We start from the raw sequence: 17,068 nt of genomic DNA on the forward strand, positions 1-17,068 counted from the left end.
CCAGTGGCTGGTTAAAAAACATCCAGGTCGAGATGCCCGACCCGTCAGTCACTCGCTGAACAAGGTAGCCGCCGAAACTTAACTCAAACTGAATCGAAGGCTCTAAACCGTGTCTTACAAGGCATAAACAGGCCGTTCCGGCGCGTTTGTCCAGCCATGGCCAAAGATTCAATTTAAGGCCAATTGCAGTTAAATCAATGACATCTGTCGGCCCGGCGGACAGAACGCATCGCAGTCAAGATTGTAGCTATCGCGTCGATCAAAGCTCAAACGCTTCAGCATTTTGCTGAAGCGCTGGGCCAACAGGTCGGCAAACGGTCCCTCGCCGCGCATTCGCGCACCAAACCGGCTGTCGTACAGCTCACCGCCGCGGCTCTGGCGCACCAGGCTGAGCACGTGAGCGGCGCGTTGCGGATAGTGCGCCTGCAGCCACTCTTCAAACAGCGGCGCCACTTCCAGCGGCAGGCGCAACATGACGTAGGAGGCGGTCTGCGCGCCGGCGGCCCGGGCTTCGGTCAGCAGGCTTTCGATTTCGCTGTCATTGATCATCGGGATGATCGGCGCGCACAGCACGCCGACCGCGATGCCCGCCTCGCGCATCACCTTGATCGCCCGCAAGCGCGCCTTGGGTGCTGCCGCGCGCGGTTCGAGGATACGTTTGAGCTCATCGTCCAGGGTGGTGAGGCTGATCATCACCTTGACCAGGCGCTGTTGCGCCAGCTCGGTCAGTAGGTCCAAGTCCCGCAGGACCAGCGAACCTTTAGTGACGATGGTCACTGGATGCCGATAGCGCAGCAGCACTTCAAGGATTCGGCGGGTAATCCGTTGCTCGCGCTCGATCGGCTGGTAGGGGTCGGTGTTGGAGCCCAGGGCGATCGGTGCGCATTGATAGCCGCGCTTGGATAATTGTTCTTCCAGTACATCGGCGGCGTTGGTCTTGGCGATCAGCTTCGTTTCGAAATCGAGTCCGGGCGACATGTCCCAATAGGCATGGCTGGGCCGCGCGTAGCAATAAATACAGCCATGTTCGCAGCCACGGTAAGGATTGATCGAGCGGTCGAACGAAATGTCCGGCGAGGTATTGCGGGTGATGATGGTCTTCGCCGTTTCGATGCGCACCTCGGTGCCTTGGGTGGGCGGGACTTCCTGGTACCAACCGTCATCCTCAACCACCGAACGACTCGGGGCGAAGCGGTTATGCGGGTTGGTGGCGGTGCCGCGACCGCGGGGCGGTAGGGAGACGGACATGGGGATACTCCGAAAACTGTATGTGCATACAGTATTGCGCAAATCCGGTTTAGGCCAGTGCCATTCGGCAGGCCGCGCCCTCGGCCCCTGGCTGATTCACAGCGCGTTGACATCTTTCTCACAGGTCTTTAACCGGAGCGAGCCGAGACTGCAGCCTTTCCAACTTGCTGGTTAACGTCATGTCCAAGCGCTTCTCCGTGTTGATGCTCTGCCTGGCCTTGCTCGCGGTGGCCGACTCCGGGGCGCAAGCCGCTGATGGTGCGCAGAGGCCCGATGAATGGGCCCAGCCAGTGGCCGAGCGCTACCACCTGTTCCAGATGTCGCCCACGCTTTATCGCAGCGCCTTGCCGGACGGCGCTGCATTGCCCTTGCTGGCCAAATTCAATATCGGCACCGTCATCACATTCCTGCCCGACTCGGATGCCAACTGGTTGTCGACCTCTGGCATCCGGCAAGTGCAGTTGCCTTATCGCACCAATCACGTCGACGACAGCGACATCCTCAACGCCTTGCGCGCCGTCCAGGCCGCCGAGGCCAACGGCCCGGTGCTGATGCATTGCAAGCACGGCTCGGACCGCACCGGGTTGGTGGCCGCCATGTACAGGGTGGTCGTCCAGGGCTGGAGCAAGGAAGACGCCCTGGACGAAATGACCGAAGGCGGATTCGGCGACAGCCACCACTTCAAGGATGGCGTTCGGTATGTGATGCAGGCTGATGTGGATAAGCTTCGTCTCGCCTTGAAGAACGGCGATTGCAGCACCAGCGTCTTCGCGCTCTGCTCGTTGAAAAGCTGGGTGAACTCAACGACCACCGCACACCACCTCGACCCTCAGGAGCCCGCGCCGGCACGATGATCGGTCGCTTGCAGGAACGCGGCGATGGACTCGGACAGCGGCCGTGAATCGCCCCGTTCGAAGATCGCCTCGCGCAAGGCTTTGGCCGTCTCCCTATCGTATAGCCCGTTGCGTTTGAATCGCTTGAACACAATGTCGGCCAGCCGTTTCGACCAGGCATAGGCATAGATGCCGGCGGCGTACCCCGTGACGATGTAATCCAGGCCGTTGGGCCAGCGTTCGTTTGCAAACACCGGTAGATGCCCGACTTGGGCGTTGACTTGATCAAATACCTGCTGGGCCGTTCGGCCGTCGCCATGGCTGCGGTGCAGCTCCATGTCGAATAAGGCATCGCGCAAGAACGCAGCCGTGTCCCAACTGGTCTGCATGCCGAGGTATGCCAGCAACTGATCGGCGATCGGCTCTGGCAGGGGCGCGCCAGTTTGGTAATGCCTGGACAACCGAACCAGGCATTCCTTGGAGAAACACCATTGTTCGAACAATACGCCAGCAAATTCGGCGGCATCCCGGGACAGTTCGGAAATGCCCGACACCGCACGGTACTCGACCAGGCTCAACACATGGTGCAAGCAATGGCCCAGCTCGTGAAAAAGCACTCGCAGTTGACGATGGTCCAGCAGCACGGGGCTGTCACCAGGAACACGCGGCAACCAGCCGTGCAGCGTGGCAATCGGATAGCGGGGCCGTCCCTCGGCGGTGATGCGGCGGTTTCGCAGGGTGCTGGTGTTGGGGTAGCTATCCTGGTTGGCGTCCTCGAACGGATCGAAATATAGGTAGCCGAGGATCTCGCCCCGTTCGCGAACCTCAAGAAGGCGCACCTGCGGATGCCAAGTAGCCACGTCCCGACGTTCGATGATGTCCACGCCGAACAGGTCCTTTGCCATCAGCAATAGCTGTGAAAATGTCGACTCCAACTCAAACCAGGCGCTGACGGTCTGTTCCGAGACGCCCGTCATTCGATGGCGGAGTTTTTGCGCCAGATATCGGTAATTCCAGGGCTGCAGCCCGCTGAAACCTTGGGTTTCAGCAAATGCCTGCAACTGCGCGGCGTCTTCGATAAACACGCTTTCCTGCTGTTGCAGCATGCCTTGCAGGAATGCCTGGACCTCTTCCGGCGACCGAGCTTGTTCCGGTTCTAGCGCCAACTGAGCGTAATTCGAATAGCCCAGCAGGGTGGCCAACTCATGACGATCCCTGAGCAACTGCCACAGCACATCGCCGTTGTCGTACACGCCGGCATGTGGCCCTTGATCGGACGCGCGCGTGCTGTAGGCGACATATACCTGCTTGCGCAGCACGGCATCGTCCGCGTAACGCATGACGATGCGAAACGATTCCTCATTGAGGGTCAGCAACCATCCCGTGCGCCCCTGTTCACGAGCCTGCTCGGCCATTCGCTGCCTGAAGGAAAGCGGCAGGCCACTCAATCGGGCTGGGTCGTCAAACGTCCTGCTCCAGGCTTTGTTGGCCTCATGCAAATGTTCCAGGAACAGGCTACGGGCGCCTTGGATGCGCAGTTGCAAGTCCTTCAGGGCCGGCTGCGAATCGGACCCCAGTCCGTCGCGGCGAAACTGCCTGAGGATCTTTTCCAGGGTTCTCGTTCTCACCGAGGAGAAATGCTTGGCGATCTCGCTGTCCGCCAAGCGTTGATAGAGCTGAAACAGCTCGGGGTTCTGCCTCAACGACCGCTTGAACTGCTGCAAGCGTGGGGTGCAGTCGAGCGAAACCTGTTCCCAGGCTTCTTCGGTCCTGGTGGTAGCCAAGCGCTCCAGCACATAACCAAATCCCTTGAGTCGCGCATGAATTTCATCCATGGCCAGCACCAAATCGTCCCACGTGGGAAAGGGTGCTTGGGTCTTGATGATCTCGGCGACTTTGGCGCGGCTCTCGGTGATTATCCGATCGAGGGCCGGGGAAAAGTGTTCGGCTTGGATCTTGGAAAAAGGCGGCAGGTCATGGCGCTGTAACAGCGGGTTTTCGGTGGGGTGCATGGAGACTTCCTGTCAGTCTGAACGTGTCGGACCAGTCTGAAGAGGAAGGGGTTGACGCGGCGGTATATAAGTATCGCTTCCGGGCCAGGCGGCCCGGAAGGTGATGCCGAAGATTTCAGTCGGTTTTTTTCTTCAACTTGGGGTTGGGGAAAAACTGTACCGCCTGGACCTTCACGTCGGGTGTCTTCAGCGCCGAGGTGTTGACCCGGGTGCCCAATTCCTTGGGCACCGACAGGCCTTGCTCGTTGAGTGTGTCGGAATAACCGCAGGCCACACATTCACGGTGCGGCACGCCATCTTCGTTCCACATCATCAGCTTGTCCGGCTCGCTGCATGCCGGGCAGACCGCCCCGGCGATAAAGCGTCGCTTGGTAATCACAGGCCCCTCGCTCATGCTGCCGCGTCCTCGGTCAGGCCGCTATGGCGCAAGAGTGCGTCAATCGACGGCTCACGGCCACGGAAGTCGACGAACAGCACCATCGGTTCCTGGGAGCCGCCACGGGCCAGGATCGCCTCGCGGAAGGCGCGACCGGTGTCGGCATTGAGCACGCCGTCTTCCTCGAATTTGGAGAAGGCATCGGCCGACAGCACTTCTGCCCACTTGTAGCTGTAATAACCCGCCGCGTAGCCGCCGGCGAAGATATGCGCAAAGCTGTTCGGGAAGCGGTTGTAGGCCGGTGGGCGCATCACCGACACCTCGTCGCGCACGCCTTCGAGCACTTGCAGCACGCTGCGGCCGTCGCCGTGGGTGGCGTGCAATTCGAAGTCGAACAGCGAGAATTCCAACTGGCGGACCATCATCAGGCCCGATTGGAAGTTTTTCGCCGCGAGCATTTTCTCCAGCAGGTCCTGGGGCAGCGGTTCGCCGGTTTCATAATGGCCGGAAATCAGCGCCAGGCCTTCGGGCTCCCAGCACCAGTTTTCCATGAACTGACTCGGCAGCTCGACGGCGTCCCAGGCGACGCCGTTGATGCCGGACACGCCGGCATGTTCGACGCGGGTCAGCAGATGGTGCAAGCCATGGCCGAACTCGTGGAACAGGGTGGTGACTTCGTCATGGGTCAGCAGTGCCGGCTTGCCACTGTCAGCCGGGGTGAAGTTGCACACCAGGTTGGCAACGGGGCTTTGCAGGACGCCCTCGAAGGTGCGACGACGGTCGCGGGCACCGTCCATCCAGGCACCGCCACGCTTGTTGGCGCGGGCGTAGAGGTCGAAGAAGAAGCGACCAACGTGCTGGCCGTTCTCCTTGATTTCAAACAGGCGCACATCCGGGTGCCAGCTGTCGAAGCCTTTCAACTCGGCGATCTCGATGCCATAGAGGCGCTGGACGATGGCGAACAGGCCGCTCAACACCTTGTCGATCGGGAAGTAGGCGCGCAGGGCTTCCTGGGCGACGCTGTAACGCTGCTGGCGGAGTTTTTCACCGTAGAAACCGCTGTCCCAGCTTTGCAGGTCGGGGCAGCCCTGTTCGGCGGCGTAGGCTTTCAGTTGTTCCAGGTCCTGGGCGGCGAACGGTTTGCTGCGCTTGGCCAGGTCGCGCAGGAAGCTGAGCACCTGATTGCTGGATTCGGCCATTTTGGTTGCCAGGCTCAGTTCCGCGAAGTTGGCAAAACCCAGCAGCTTGGCCAGTTCCTGGCGCAGGTCGAGGATCTGCTCCATCACCGGACCGTTGTCGTTCTGGCCAGCATTCGGGCCTTGGTCCGAAGCGCGGGTGCAGTAGGCCGCGTAGACTTCTTCGCGCAGGGCGCGGTCTTCGGCGTAGGTCATCACGGCGTAATAGCTGGGGAATTCCAGGTTGATCAGCCAGCCGTCCAGCCCTTTGGCCTGGGCCGCGGCGGCCATTTGCGCCTTGGCCGAGTCGGTCAGGCCGGCGAGGGCGGCTTCGTCTGTGACGTGCTTGGTCCAGGCCTGGGTCGCGTCCAGCAGTTGGTTGGAGAAGCGGCTGCCCAGCTCGGACAGTTTGCTCTGCACTTCGGCGTAGCGCTTCTGCTGCTCGGGCGGCAGGTCGATACCCGACAGGCGGAAGTCGCGCAGGGAATGTTCCAGGATGGTTTTCTGCGCCACATCGAAACCGGCGGCCTCGGGGCTGTTCGCCAGGGCTTCGAACGCTTGGAACAGCTCGCGGTTCTGGCCCAGTTCGGTGGAATAGGCACTCAGCGCCGGCAGGCAAGCCTCGTAGGCTTCACGCAGTTCCGGGCTGTTGCGCACGGCGTTCAGGTGACTGACCGGGCTCCAGGCAGCGCCCAGGCGATCATTGAGCTCGTCCATCGCCAATACCAGGCCGGCCCAGGTAGGCTGCTGGACTTGGGTCTTGAGGATTTCGGCGATGGCGGCACGGTTGTCAGCCAGAATCTGCTCGATGGCCGGTTGCACGTGTTCGGCACGGATCGCCGAGAATGGTGGCAGGTCGTAGGGCTGCAAAAGAGGGTTGTTCACGCTCACGGTTGACACCTTGGCTGGAAGAAACATGCGCCCATCTTAATTACAATCGACGTTCACCGCAGCTAGCAGCGCCTATCACCGGATAAGAGAGAGCCTATCGTGACCCTTCGCACGTACCAGAACCACAGCCCGCGGCTTGCCCGTGGGGCTTTTGTCGACAGCACCGCGGTGGTGATCGGCGACGTCGAAATCGGCGAAGACAGCTCCATCTGGCCGCTGACGGTCATTCGCGGCGACATGCACCGCATCCGCATCGGCGCCCGCACCAGTGTCCAGGACGGCTGCGTGCTGCACATCACCCACGCCGGTCCGTTCAACCCCGATGGATTCCCGTTGCTGATTGGCGACGACGTGACCATCGCCCACAAGGTCATGCTCCATGGCTGCTCCGTCGGCAGCCGGATCCTCATCGGCATGGGCAGCATCGTCATGGACGGCGCCGTGGTCGAGGATGACGTGATCATCGGTGCTGGCAGCCTCGTGCCGCCGGGCAAACGCCTGGAAAGCGGCTTCCTTTATGTCGGCAGCCCGGTGAAGCAGGTCCGGCCGCTGACCGATAAGGAGCGGGCCTTTTTCACCTACAGCGCGGCGAACTACGTAAAACTCAAGGATCTGCATCTGGCCGAAGGCTACGACCAGCCCTGAACCGTCCCGCCATTGCCCAGGATTTTTCATGCACTACCAAACCGTACTGTTCGACCTCGACGGCACCCTCACCGACCCACGGGAAGGCATCACTCGTTCGATCCAGTTCGCCTTGAGCAAACTGGGCATCGATGAGCCCGACCTGACCCGCCTCGAACACTTCATCGGTCCGCCGCTGTTGCAGGCGTTCATGCAGTTTTATGACTTCGACGAAGCGAAGGCCTGGGAAGCGGTGAACTTCTATCGTGAACGCTTCAAGGTCACCGGCCTTTACGAAAACCGCGTCTTCGACGGAGTGCTGCCCCTGCTGGAAACCCTCGGCGGCCAGGGTCGGCAGCTGTACATCGCCACGTCCAAGCCCTGGGTCTTCGCCCGGGAAATCGCCCGCCATTTCGACTTCGCCCGACACTTCAAGGTGATCTACGGCAGCGAACTGGACGGCACCCGCACCAATAAAGTCGAGCTTATCGCTCACCTGATGGCCGAAGAAAACCTCGACCCGAGCAACACCCTGATGATCGGCGACCGCAAACACGACCTGATCGGCGCCCGCAGCAACGGCCTGGACGCGGCGGCGGTGGGGTACGGGTTTGGCAGTTTCGAAGAGCTGAGCGCTGAAAACCCGGTGCATCATTTCCAGACGCTGGATGAGTTGCACCGGGCGTTTTTGCGGGGGTGACGGTGTGGCGATTAGCGTGGGTCGACGTTATCCAGCACACGGCTGGCCAGCATTGAACTCAGTTCGATCAGTTGCTGGATGCCGAGGGCAATGTGGCGGCGGGGGCCTTCCAGGTCAAAGGCCAGGTTGCTGATCATCGCGTCGGCGGATGCCAGGTTTTCGCTGAGGTTGGCGAGCAGGCATTCGTTGTCGGCTTTTTTTGACACGGTGAAGAGCTGGTCCGGTTTGGATGCCTCGTCGGACTTTTCCGGTTGCGGTAGCAGGTAGTAATCCAAGGCGCGCTTTTCTGCTTCGTCTTGTTTCTTGGTCTTGGATTGAGTGGACGCAGAGGTGCGATCTGCTTCTGGGGGATTCGGTGTGATTTTGAACATGGTGCAGCTCCTTTCGTAAGAGGAACCATCACCGTCTGCCGCCAAGCAGATGGGGTGACGGATTACACAAGGTTGGCGGACCGGAACGAAAGGAACCCGGTATCCCCGAAGGGATCCTTGCGCAACCCGCCATAACATGGGAGTGCCAATGCCAGAGGCATCGCAATCACGTTGAGGGGTTGTTGCGCCTTTCGTGTACCGGGCCGCCAAGCCCGACCACTGATGGGCAGTGGCAGGGAAACGATAGAACCCATCGGCAAGGCGCACAAGCGGGCGGATTCTGGCGTAGTTGTAGGCAATGGCGCAAGGATTCGTAGCTTGGCGGAAGCGTTGCGGAGGGGGAATAAACAAGCCTTCGTAATGCCCAGGATTTGGGGCAAGGAAGCGTGCTCTCGCTCAATGGCGCAGCGGTTTTTCTGTAGGAATGCGCCGGCCTTTTTGGGGCGGCTTCGCCACCCAGCGGGAGCAAGCTCCCTCGCCACGAGATCTGTGTTTCGGATCAGGCCCTGTGGTGTTGGCTCGATCGGCATTTCGCCCTTTGGACAGCTGTCAAAGCTTGTCCAAGCTAGAAACCGTGGTGGTGTAGAAGGCCACGCCCGATTTGTCGATGACCTTGATTCTGCCGCCTTCTTCCTTGAGGTCTTTGAGGTACGGACCGAACGCTATTTCGTCGGGTGCGGTTCGCAGAATTTCTTTATCGAGTACTGCTGTGTCTTTCCTCAAGACCTTAAGGTTCATGAGGAAGCAGTCAATGGTTAACTGGCACTCCAGGGCGCAGACATAGTCAGACCCTTTTATTTTTTTCTGCTTGAAAGTCCACTCGTTTTTATAGTGGTTGCGGCGGAACTCATCCATTGCGTTTTTCAGCAAATCAAGGGGCAAGGCAATGTGTGGGCGGCATTTTTCCAGGCCTTCCATCAACAGTTGTATAAAGAGCTCATTGAGCTCGTTGAGCGATGTGCATTTTTTATACTGTTCGGTATCCAGGCTGACATTGACGATGAGCGCGCCGCTGGAGTTTACATAGGGCTCGTCGACGGCTTGGCGCGTGCCGACAAAGCAGATTTTCTTGAAGTTCGGCGTTTCGAATTTTTCTGCACTCAGGTGGCGCTCAAGAAAATTGCAGATCGAGCGGCTTTGGTCGCGAAACGGATGAATAATTTCGTCGCTGAATTCGCCCAAGTCGGGGTACAGGTAGATTTCTTTTAAGATCATGGTCTTGAATGCCTTAAAGCCCGCTCACGCCGCCGGTCTATCGAAGCGGCACAGGTAAGCGGCGGGTTAACGGCCTTAGGCTCTCACGGTCCGTCCAAAGCCCTGGGAAGACTTCGAACTTCAGATCGTCGCGGTTAACGCCAGTATCGAAATAGCGGCACAACCTGTCGCTCAAGTCTTCATCCCCCCACATATTGGTGAGCTCGTATTTCTCAATGACGTCGCGGTTTTTCGAAAGCGTCAGATCTTCTTTCAGTGCGGGCACCAAGCTGTAATCGGCAGCGCAATCTGTGCCGATATCGATCAGGTCGGCGCCCCGAAACGGGAAACCACCTTCGAAGTTGACGTGTGGCCTGAGCCAATAACGTTCATGGTCTGACAGGATCAAGGAGGTTGTGCAGGTTAGTTTTTCCACCGCCAGCCGTTGGGTAATCACTTTCCCTACGAAGCCGCTGAATAAAATCATGCTGTTATCCAGTACGAGGTCGGGCCAGGTGCCATCCTCGCTTTTCACGTCGTAAAAACGCATGACTGAATGCTTGGTCATTTGACCCAAGGTGTATAAATCGTCTCGCAGTTTGAGGCTGACTAGATCGCCTTCCTTCAAGGTGATGCGCTTGGCCATGGGTTCACTCCATTCCGAATATATTGATGATGCTCACGAGCACCGGCCTGCCCGTGCTCCTCGACCTTTGCTGGCCCCTTTGGCGGCGGCTTTGGCTATGGCTTTATTTGCCGCTTTGATACGTTTATCCAGCGCCTTGCCTGCCGGTGTCTTGGACAGATGTTTATCCGCCGCCGCCAGGTATTTGTCCCTTCGGGCATTGCCTTTGCCGACTGGGTTCTGTGCGTTGGCGGTGCCGTCTTTTCCACCCAAGCCTTCATAAACGCGTTGCTCGAGTCCTCGGGTAGTGTCCTTGCCGTCCTGTCCGTAGGCGGTATGCAGGACTTGAGGTGCCTGGCCACCAAAGCGGTCAAAGTTTGATCCATAGCGATAGTTCAGCACGTCTGAACCTACCTGCTTGCCTTGCATGCTGGCATAGCCTACGTAGGGTTTTCCTGTCGCCTTATCGACGCCCAAGTAGGTGATGTGGGTCGCTGTGGTCGGACTGCCCGCCAGCCCCCATGCGTCACTCCAGCCCATTGGGTTAGGGCCATACTGATAGAGATTCAGGCCCCCAGCGAGTCCTATGGGGTCCGGCGTAATAAACCGACCGATGTCAGGGTCGTAAAATCTGAACGTGTTGTAGTGCAACCCGGTTTCCCGGTCCAGGTATTGTCCCAGGAACCTCAGGTTCTGTTCTTCGATGTAGTAAGGCTCGCGAATTTCTTCGGCGGTATTACCCCAAACGTAATAGCTGGCCTGCCAGACGCGGCGCCCGTCCTGTTCGGTCAATTCTTGCGGCAACCCGTTGGGGTCGTTGTGGTAGTACCTGACCTTTTGCAGGGCCCCAATGCCATCTACGCGTGCCAGCGGCTCATAGCTTTCATCTTCGTAGAGGTACAGGCTGGTCTGGCTATTGCGGTGTTCCTGGACCAGTTGCAAACCGTCCCAGACAAAGCGAGTGGTGCCTAATGGATAGCCATGGCTGTCTCGCTCGGTTTTTTCAATGCGACGACCTAACGGGTCATAGCTCATCGTGACGATGGTTTCGCGGGCGGCATGCTGGTTTCGTACTTCGATCACTCTGCTTTCAGCGTCGTACTTGAATCGTTGAACCCCTCGGCTAGCACTGCGTTTTTCGATCAGTCGACCGAAGCCGTCATACCGATAACGTTTGTCTTGGTAGGTCAATAATTTGTTATGCACGACCAGGCCGGCACTGGGTTGCGGGCCGTCCAACAGGTTGGCTGCCGCATCATAGGCAAAAGCTTCATGCTGCCCTTGAGCGATGTTTTGGCTGGCAATGATTCGATCGGTGGCGTCGTAGTGAAACAGTTGTCGAGACGTAGCACCTTTTTTTTGTTCGAGGCGGCTTATCAGGTTGTCGCCAGGGTCGAATTCGAAATGTGTTTGCCCCGTTCCAGGCAATGACCGTGGCTGGCTGTTTGAACGTCGAACGCGTGAACGCAAGCGCCCTCCACGATCATATTCAGTCCTGGTATTGATCTGACCCTGGGTGCGAAGGACCTCACGATGCAACCGATCACGCTCGAAGTCGCAGACGACCTGGCCGTCGAGGTTGATCTGGTGCAGGTGGCCGCTGCCGTAATACAGGCGGTTGATCCAGCGGCCATCGGCCAGTTGGGTCTGGATGAGATTGCCGAGTTCGTCGTAGCGATGTTTCAAGCTGCCGGCTGAGCTTTGCTCTTCGAGTGGCTGGCCCACGGCGTCATAGAGGTAAGCCAGCTTCTGTTCGTGGCCCTGGGTATCCCTGAACGTAATTGCGATGAGTCGGTCCAGCGGATCGTAGGTGTATTCGGTGCGGCCATCATCTGTAATCTTGGCAACCAGACGCCCCACGGCGTCACGCTCCAGACAATGAATAATGGGTGCTTGCGGTGTTTGCGGGACGACACCGAGCCCGTCACCATATTGCGCAGGCAGCGAGGTGACGCGGGTAATGCTGTTGAGTACATCGTAGTCATAACGATGGGCGCTCCCATCAAGATCCGTCTGCTCGACCAGACGATCATTGGCATCCCAGGCAAACCGATAACGCTCGCCGTTCTCGTTGGTCAGCGATTGCAGTCGTGCGTAGTGGTCATAGCTGAACTGCACGTTGCGACCGTGGGCATCCGTTCGCTGGTGAATTCGGCCGCGAGGGCTGTACTGATAATGGGTGGTATGGCCAGACGGATTGGTATGCGCCGTCAGTTGCCCGCAGAGATTGCGCTGAAAATGCTCGATACGACCATCGGGCAACTGGCGGCTGAGGATTCTGCCCATGGTGTCGTAGGTGAAGGTTATCCGTTCGCCAAGCGGATCGGTAATGACCTGTAAATAACCCCGCTGGTCATAACTGAAACGCGTCGGGTAACCCGAGCAATCGACGTGTTCCACCAATTGGCCGAACGGGTTCCAGCGTAGCTTTTTGCTTTTGCCGGTGGCGTCGATGATTTCCACGACCTGGCCGTGGGCGTCGTAGCGGTAGCGGGTGATGTGGCCCAGCGGGTTGGTTTGCGCCGTGCAGTTGCCGCGTTGATCGTAGCGGTACTTCCAGCTTTGGCCGGCGGCGTCGGTGTCCACCAGCGGCAGGGCCCAGTGTTCGAGCCAGAGGGTGGATTCGCTGCGGCCCAACGGGTCGGTTTCGCTGATCAGGTTGCCGGCGTCGTCGTAGCTGAATTGATACTGGCCGCCCTGTGGATCGGTGGCGCTGAGCAACTGGCGCTCATCGTTCCATTCGAACAACCAGGTCTGGCCGAGGTTGTCGCTGTACTGGGTGATCTGGTGCTGGCTGTTCCAGTACCGAATGCTGACCCGTTGCAGGCTGTCGCTGATGCGGGTGATGCCAGCCTTGAGGTCATAGTCGAACTGGTAGGCGTCGCCTTCGTCGGTCCAGTGGCGGACCACGCGCCATTCCTGGTCGTCGATCAAGGCCCATTCGTAAAAGCAATGCAGGCCGGTGGGCAACTGGTGCTCGACCATTCGTTGCCCGGCGTCGTAGCTGAAGCGCCGTTGCAGCTGGCCGGTGGCGTCGCTCACTTCGGCGAGGGTGTTCGCCGCGTCGTAGGCGTAGCTGACCAGCACTTCGCGGGATTGGTCGGGGTAGAGGCGCTCGATGTGGGCGACGCGTTCGCCTGCGCGGATCAGCTCGACCTGCACCAGGTCGAAGGTGTCGCGCAGTCGCACCAGGCGTCCGGCGTCGTCGTAGTCGAGGTGGATGCGGTTGTCGTTGCGGTCGCCCAGTTGGCTCAGGCGCAAGTGTGATGGGTTGGCTGGCGAAGGTTCGAACAAACGGTACAGGCCGTCTTCGCTCTCGATCAGCAATTGCCCGTTCACATGGCGGCGCACGGCCAGGCCTTCGCCGGCGCTAAACACCGCGCCGCCCAAGGGGATGGAGCCCATGTCGATGGGCCTGCCCTGTTCGTCGGTATAGATCAGGGTTTCGCCGCCCTCGGGGTGGGGCAGGATTTCCACTTGGACTTCGTAGGCGACGCTCCAGCCGGCGCCGAACAAACTGTCGCGGCGTTCGTCGCGGCTGTTGTACACGCGCTGCCAGTCGATGGGCAAGATGCCGGGCAGGACGAAATCCAGGTCTTCGTCACCGCCCAGCACCTTGGCGCCGGTGGCGGCGTGCACCGGGTTCGACGAACCCATGGCCGCATTGGCGGCCGCGTTCGCCGCGCTGCTGGCGGCCATGGACACCGCGCCGCCCACCAACATGCACGGCAGCTTGCTGAAGAACTTGCCTTTGCCGCCCTTGAGCATCAGCAGCGCGGTGACCGCCAGGCCCACGCCCGGCGTCTTGCCGCTGCGAATCTCGCGCACCACCACCGAACCACCGCCAATGGTCACGTCAGGGGAAATCAGCCCGGACGACACCACCGTCGCATCGCAGGTGCTGCGGTCACCGCTGCGCACGGCGGGCTGGCCGTTGATGGTGACTTTGTCCGAGCCTTCGGCCATGAACTGCGGTGGCATCGGCGGGTGCTTCATGCAGATGACCAAGTCTTCCGGCTTGGGCACGGCGCCAGGGGCGGGCGAGGCAACGGTGGGGCGCCACATCTGCGAGAAAAAATTCCCGGCCATGTCCAGGTAGCTGGGTTCTTCGTCAGGCTCGGGGGCCTCCAGCTCCGTACCGGCGGGGGCAACGTGGGACTCAATCGCTCCGGCGGCGCGAGCGGCGGGGATGTTGTTGGTGAGGGTGTCGGTGGAGCCGGTAAGAATGTTGGCCTGCACCGTGGGCGGAAAGAGGGCGTTGCCGATGCCCTCGCATATATTACTCAGGCCCTTGTCGGCCCCGGTCTTGCTCATGGCCAGGCCGACAATCGTGCCCACCACCAAGCCGAGGACGAAGCAACCCAGCCCGCCGGTGACCACGGTAATACCCGTGGCCGCCACTACGGCAGCCGTCGCCACGGCCGTGATTGCAATGTTCGCCGCCACTTCCAGCACGCCGCCGAGGATGTCGGCCATCATCGAGGTGTGGTTCAACGCATCGCCCAGTCGGGCGGCCCAGAGTGCGTCAGACATGCACGTTGCTCATCCGGCCGGAGCGTCGAATATCAGCGAACCCTTGATCGTCGCCCAATGTGCCGCCTCAGCATCCCCCAGCTTCTCGGCCTTCACGTAACTCAAGGCAAGCATTTTGCGAGTACCTGGCAGTACCAGCGCCAATTGAAACTGGAAGACCTTTTCGTTGCCCTTGTTGAACTGGCTGCGCAGTTCGATGGCTTCGACTTCCTGATTGGCCCCCACACGCAACGTGGCGCCTGGTTGGCAGCGCAGGTCCTGGACTTGTTTTTCCAGGCGCTTGAGCTGGTCATCCAGGTTGCTTTGCAAGGTTTCACCCTCGGCCAACAGGCTGCGGCTGACGATCAAGGACGTACCCAATTCGGGGAACTTGAGGATGTTGATCGAGGCGTCCAGCAGTTCGCTGGGCGGTAGCTGGAGCTGGAATTCGTTGAGACGGTAAGTCATGGGGCATATATCTCGTGGTTAGCCCTTGGGCGGCGGGAACGCGGCGGCGACGTTGGCGTCGATGCTTGCCTTGACGCCCTGGCCGTCCGGGGTGGCGCCGGGACCGCCGCCGTTGTTCAGGTGCAGCACGCCGCCGGTGTTGAACTCGGCATCGCCGCTGGCATAGAAGCTGATTTGCACGCCGGTCAGGTTGATCTGGCCGCTGGCGTTGAGCTCCAGGATGCTTTCTCCGCAGACCAGGCGCAGGTTCTCGCCCACTTCGATGACGTAGCTCTGGCTGATACTGTCGGTCTTGCGCTGGCCCACGGACAGGATGTCTTCCTGCTTGACGATACGCAGCCGGTTGTTGCCGATGGTCACCGTCTCGTTGTGGCCGATGCTTTTGTTGCGGTCGTGGCCCACCGAATGGCTTTCATCCACCTCGACCACGATGTCCTGGTTGCGCTCGGCATGGATGTACAACTGCTCTGCGCCTTTTTTGTCTTCCATGCGGATTTCGTTGAAGTTCGCCGGCGTACCGCCCTTGCTGGAACGACTTTTCATACCGCTCTGGGTGGCGTTTTCCGGCAGGTCGTAGGGCACGGTCTGCTCGGCGTTGTAGACGCGGCCGGTGATGATCGGCCGGTCCGGGTCGCCTTCGAGGAAGCTGACGATGACTTCCTGGCCGATGCGCGGAATCTGCATCGAACCCCAGTTTTTACCCGCCCAGGATTGCGAAACGCGGATCCAGCAGGAGCTGTTTTCGTTGGACTGGTCGTGACGGTCCCAATAGAAATGCACCTTCACCCGGCCGAACTGATCGGTCCAGATTTCCTCGCCCTTGGGGCCGACCACCAAGGCGGTTTGCGGTCCCTTGACGATGGGGCGGTGGGTAATCGCCATCGGGCGAAAGCTGTGCTGGGCGTCGATGCAGGTCAGGCTGCTTTCGAATTGCGCCGAAGGCGCGCCGACACCGGATTCACCGCTCTCCTGGGAGACGTAGTAACGCGCGCCGACGATCAGGTATTCGCGATTCTGGTCCTGGCGAGTGAAGCCGGTGAGGCTGAACAGGTGCCCCGAACCCAGGCCGCGGGCGTTGCCCGCCAGCTCGACCTGCTCATGCAGGGTCTGCAAGGCTTCGATGCGGGTGCGCGCATAATGTTCGCCATCTTCGCTTTGCACGTAGGTGCCGGGGTAGTCATACAGCGGATAGTCACCAGCGGCATGCGGGCGCGGCATGGCCGAGCGCACATCGATGCGGGCGCTGGGGCGCTGGAAGTCGTAGTCGTTAAGCTCCAGCGAGCCGGGCTGGACTTCCTGGGCCAGGTGCCAGTCGTGAATATGATCGCGTTCGCGCTGCTGCTCGTTCTTCGGATAATAAGGCACCGAACCGTAGCCGGGCACGGTGGTGTGCGCGCCATAGGCGTCGGCCAGCACCAGCACATGGCGACCCTGCTCGTGGCGGAAGAAGTAGTAGATGCCTTCCTGTTCCATCAGGCGACTGACGAAATCGAAGCTGGTCTCGCGGTACTGGACGCAGTATTCCCACTCGCGATACGGGCGGCTGAGGGCGTCTTCAAAGTCCGAGAAACCGAGGTCGCGGAACACCTGCTTGATGATCTGCGGGATGGTCAGGTTCTGGAAAATCCGGCAGTCGGAGGTGCGCGTCAGCAGCCACAGCCATGGTCGCAGCGTGGCCTGGTAGCTGGCGAACTGGCCTTGGTCGATGTTTTGGCTGAAGCGCGCAACGATGCCGTGGAAATGCCGCTCACCACCGCCATCCAGTTGAACGCTCACGCACATGGGCTTGCCGAGCACCTGGTTGAGATCGATGGCGTTGTCCAGCGAGTGCAGCTGCAACTCATAGTTGAACAGCCGCCCCAGCTCTTCGCCGCCACCCATGTCCTTGAGCAACAGCACCTCGGGTCCCAGGGGGCTGGTGATTTTTGCCAGGCGTGAGGCTTGGTTGAATAACATCGAGTGTCCCGTGCAAGTTGTATTAGCTGACGGCGCCGAGTTCCATGTGGGCGCAAGCGCGCGCCCACATGGTTATCGCGTTC

Annotated in this window: 13 protein-coding genes; 3 read left to right on the forward strand and 10 right to left on the reverse strand. The window is 59.9% G+C overall.

What is annotated here, in order from left to right:
* Nucleotides 1-189 precede the first annotated feature (189 nt).
* Nucleotides 190-1,248: a PA0069 family radical SAM protein gene (locus HU762_RS04635; RefSeq protein ID WP_186633551.1), complete on the reverse strand. Its 1,059-nt coding sequence runs from the start codon at nucleotides 1,246-1,248 to the stop codon at nucleotides 190-192.
* A 179-nt stretch (nucleotides 1,249-1,427) separates the two neighbouring features.
* On the opposite strand from HU762_RS04635, the gene HU762_RS04640 reads away from it, so the two are divergent.
* Nucleotides 1,428-2,102 carry a tyrosine-protein phosphatase gene (locus HU762_RS04640; protein ID WP_186633554.1) on the forward strand — a complete coding sequence of 225 codons (675 nt, stop codon included), beginning with the start codon at nucleotides 1,428-1,430 and terminating at the stop codon, nucleotides 2,100-2,102.
* On the opposite strand, the gene HU762_RS04645 is transcribed toward HU762_RS04640, so the two are convergent.
* From HU762_RS04645 to prlC, 3 genes are all read right to left on the reverse strand, one after another.
* Nucleotides 2,078-4,093, reverse strand: coding sequence for a M3 family metallopeptidase (locus HU762_RS04645; RefSeq protein ID WP_186633557.1), 2,016 nt, complete (start codon nucleotides 4,091-4,093; stop codon nucleotides 2,078-2,080). The genes HU762_RS04640 and HU762_RS04645 overlap by 25 nt on opposite strands.
* 115 nt (nucleotides 4,094-4,208) lie before the next feature.
* A complete protein-coding gene (locus tag HU762_RS04650; RefSeq protein WP_186633560.1) occupies nucleotides 4,209-4,487 on the reverse strand; it encodes a YheV family putative zinc ribbon protein in 279 nt (92 codons plus the stop codon).
* A complete protein-coding gene (prlC, locus tag HU762_RS04655; RefSeq protein ID WP_346656828.1) occupies nucleotides 4,484-6,535 on the reverse strand; it encodes an oligopeptidase A in 2,052 nt (683 codons plus the stop codon). Before prlC ends, HU762_RS04650 begins: the two co-directional genes overlap by 4 nt.
* A gap of 99 nt (nucleotides 6,536-6,634) precedes the next feature.
* Between prlC and HU762_RS04660 the strand changes: the two genes are divergently transcribed.
* Together HU762_RS04660 and HU762_RS04665 are read left to right on the forward strand one after the other, a co-directional pair.
* A complete protein-coding gene (locus HU762_RS04660) occupies nucleotides 6,635-7,180 on the forward strand; it encodes a gamma carbonic anhydrase family protein (protein ID WP_186633566.1) in 546 nt (181 codons plus the stop codon).
* A 28-nt stretch (nucleotides 7,181-7,208) separates the two neighbouring features.
* Nucleotides 7,209-7,859, forward strand: coding sequence for an HAD family hydrolase (locus HU762_RS04665; protein WP_186633569.1), 651 nt, complete (start codon nucleotides 7,209-7,211; stop codon nucleotides 7,857-7,859).
* A gap of 11 nt (nucleotides 7,860-7,870) precedes the next feature.
* Here the strand turns inward: HU762_RS04665 and HU762_RS04670 are convergent, their stop codons facing one another.
* From HU762_RS04670 to HU762_RS04695, 6 genes are all read right to left on the reverse strand, one after another.
* On the reverse strand, nucleotides 7,871-8,230 hold the full coding sequence (locus tag HU762_RS04670; protein ID WP_186633572.1) for a DUF6124 family protein: 360 nt from the start codon (nucleotides 8,228-8,230) through the stop codon (nucleotides 7,871-7,873).
* Nucleotides 8,231-8,779: 549 nt separating this feature from the next.
* A complete protein-coding gene (locus tag HU762_RS04675) occupies nucleotides 8,780-9,445 on the reverse strand; it encodes a hypothetical protein (RefSeq protein WP_186633575.1) in 666 nt (221 codons plus the stop codon).
* Between the two features lie 37 nt (nucleotides 9,446-9,482).
* On the reverse strand, nucleotides 9,483-10,070 hold the full coding sequence (locus HU762_RS04680; protein ID WP_186633578.1) for a hypothetical protein: 588 nt from the start codon (nucleotides 10,068-10,070) through the stop codon (nucleotides 9,483-9,485).
* A gap of 33 nt (nucleotides 10,071-10,103) precedes the next feature.
* Nucleotides 10,104-14,582: an RHS repeat-associated core domain-containing protein gene (locus tag HU762_RS04685; RefSeq protein ID WP_186633580.1), complete on the reverse strand. Its 4,479-nt coding sequence runs from the start codon at nucleotides 14,580-14,582 to the stop codon at nucleotides 10,104-10,106.
* Nucleotides 14,583-14,591: 9 nt separating this feature from the next.
* The gene (locus HU762_RS04690) at nucleotides 14,592-15,029 is read right to left on the reverse strand and encodes a DcrB-related protein (RefSeq protein WP_186633585.1); all 438 of its coding nucleotides are present in this window, start codon (nucleotides 15,027-15,029) and stop codon (nucleotides 14,592-14,594) included.
* A gap of 18 nt (nucleotides 15,030-15,047) precedes the next feature.
* Nucleotides 15,048-16,985 carry a type VI secretion system Vgr family protein gene (locus HU762_RS04695; protein ID WP_186633588.1) on the reverse strand — a complete coding sequence of 646 codons (1,938 nt, stop codon included), beginning with the start codon at nucleotides 16,983-16,985 and terminating at the stop codon, nucleotides 15,048-15,050.
* Nucleotides 16,986-17,068: the final 83 nt, after the last annotated feature.

The organism is Pseudomonas sp. SWRI92 (assembly GCF_014268685.1).
GTDB classification, from domain to species: domain Bacteria; phylum Pseudomonadota; class Gammaproteobacteria; order Pseudomonadales; family Pseudomonadaceae; genus Aquipseudomonas; species Aquipseudomonas marvdashtae.

Coding starts and splice junctions, on each gene's coding strand:
- HU762_RS04635 (WP_186633551.1), bottom strand. CDS start 1,248: ATGTCCGTCTCCCTACCGCCCCGCGGTCGCGGCACCGCCACCAACCCG.
- HU762_RS04640 (WP_186633554.1), top strand. CDS start 1,428: ATGTCCAAGCGCTTCTCCGTGTTGATGCTCTGCCTGGCCTTGCTCGCG.
- HU762_RS04645 (WP_186633557.1), bottom strand. CDS start 4,093: ATGCACCCCACCGAAAACCCGCTGTTACAGCGCCATGACCTGCCGCCT.
- HU762_RS04650 (WP_186633560.1), bottom strand. CDS start 4,487: ATGAGCGAGGGGCCTGTGATTACCAAGCGACGCTTTATCGCCGGGGCG.
- HU762_RS04665 (WP_186633569.1), top strand. CDS start 7,209: ATGCACTACCAAACCGTACTGTTCGACCTCGACGGCACCCTCACCGAC.
- HU762_RS04670 (WP_186633572.1), bottom strand. CDS start 8,230: ATGTTCAAAATCACACCGAATCCCCCAGAAGCAGATCGCACCTCTGCG.
- HU762_RS04675 (WP_186633575.1), bottom strand. CDS start 9,445: ATGATCTTAAAAGAAATCTACCTGTACCCCGACTTGGGCGAATTCAGC.
- HU762_RS04680 (WP_186633578.1), bottom strand. CDS start 10,070: ATGGCCAAGCGCATCACCTTGAAGGAAGGCGATCTAGTCAGCCTCAAA.
- HU762_RS04685 (WP_186633580.1), bottom strand. CDS start 14,582: ATGTCTGACGCACTCTGGGCCGCCCGACTGGGCGATGCGTTGAACCAC.
- HU762_RS04690 (WP_186633585.1), bottom strand. CDS start 15,029: ATGACTTACCGTCTCAACGAATTCCAGCTCCAGCTACCGCCCAGCGAA.
- HU762_RS04695 (WP_186633588.1), bottom strand. CDS start 16,985: ATGTTATTCAACCAAGCCTCACGCCTGGCAAAAATCACCAGCCCCCTG.